This is a genomic window from Streptococcus sp. DD04 (assembly GCF_001578725.1).
Lineage (GTDB): Bacteria > Bacillota > Bacilli > Lactobacillales > Streptococcaceae > Streptococcus > Streptococcus sinensis.
In genome coordinates, this window is sequence record NZ_KQ968990.1 from 1 (window position 1) to 915 (window position 915).

Sequence of the window (915 nt, forward strand, 5' to 3'; positions counted from 1 at the left end):
AGGAAGAGTTTCTTGCTTACTTACTGCTCCTGTAGGACGAACCTGTGCTGGAGCTTGATAAGTCGGCTTAATCAGATGAGATGGAACTACTGGATTGCTAGGAGTCGTTGGGGTAGTAGGGTTACTTTGTCCAGGGTTAGAAGCGGCATCATTTGGATTGGTGCCTTGTTTGATTTCCTCGATGTCTGTGTAGCCATCACCATCTGTATCCTTACTAGCAGACATAGAAATCGTGCGAGAATTTGGATTGATAACTGCATAAGCCGTCAAATCAGCACTTCCCAGATAGTCTGCAAATGCTACGTCCATAGATGGTCCTTCTTCACGTGCACCACCCAGCATGGTATAACCGTCACCACCGGCTGCTAAGAAGTCGTTGGTTGTCAGGTAATAGGTCTTAGCCAGATCAAGAGCCTCATAAGCACCTGTTTCTTTATTCTTGATTTCGATGTGAAGAATCCGTTTTTCTGCTGGCAGGGTTGTGTCATAGTAAACTTTAGCACCAGAGACTTGCAGGAAGCCGCCGCTTGGCTCTAACAATGGTTGGCCGTTTTCATCCAAGACAGGTTTTCCATCTTTTTCTTGCAGGATTGAGCCCAAGGATTTGGCAAACATATCCGCGATATTCTGACCTGTTACCTTGATTTGAGAAATGGTGTTACCGAAAGGCAGAACAGCAATGACATTGCCCTTAGTAATTGGCTTGTCTTTGGCAATGGTTTCACGCAGGCCGCCACCGTTGGTTACAGCCAAATCTGTTTTATTGGCAAATCCTGTTTGTCCGTATTGGTAAAGGGCATCTGCTACCACGTTCCCCAGATTGGTTTCTCGAACGCGGACATTTTCACGATCACCGTTAAGCTCCACAGGGCTGTTTGCCACGACCACCTTGGCATTTTCTGCATCGTATTTTTC

At 46.3% G+C, this 915-nt stretch carries 1 protein-coding gene; it reads right to left on the reverse strand.

The features are described from left to right. Positions 1–915, reverse strand: a 915-nt coding sequence (locus STRDD04_RS10160; RefSeq protein ID WP_231853933.1) for a 5'-nucleotidase C-terminal domain-containing protein, incomplete at both ends; no start/stop codon positions are given.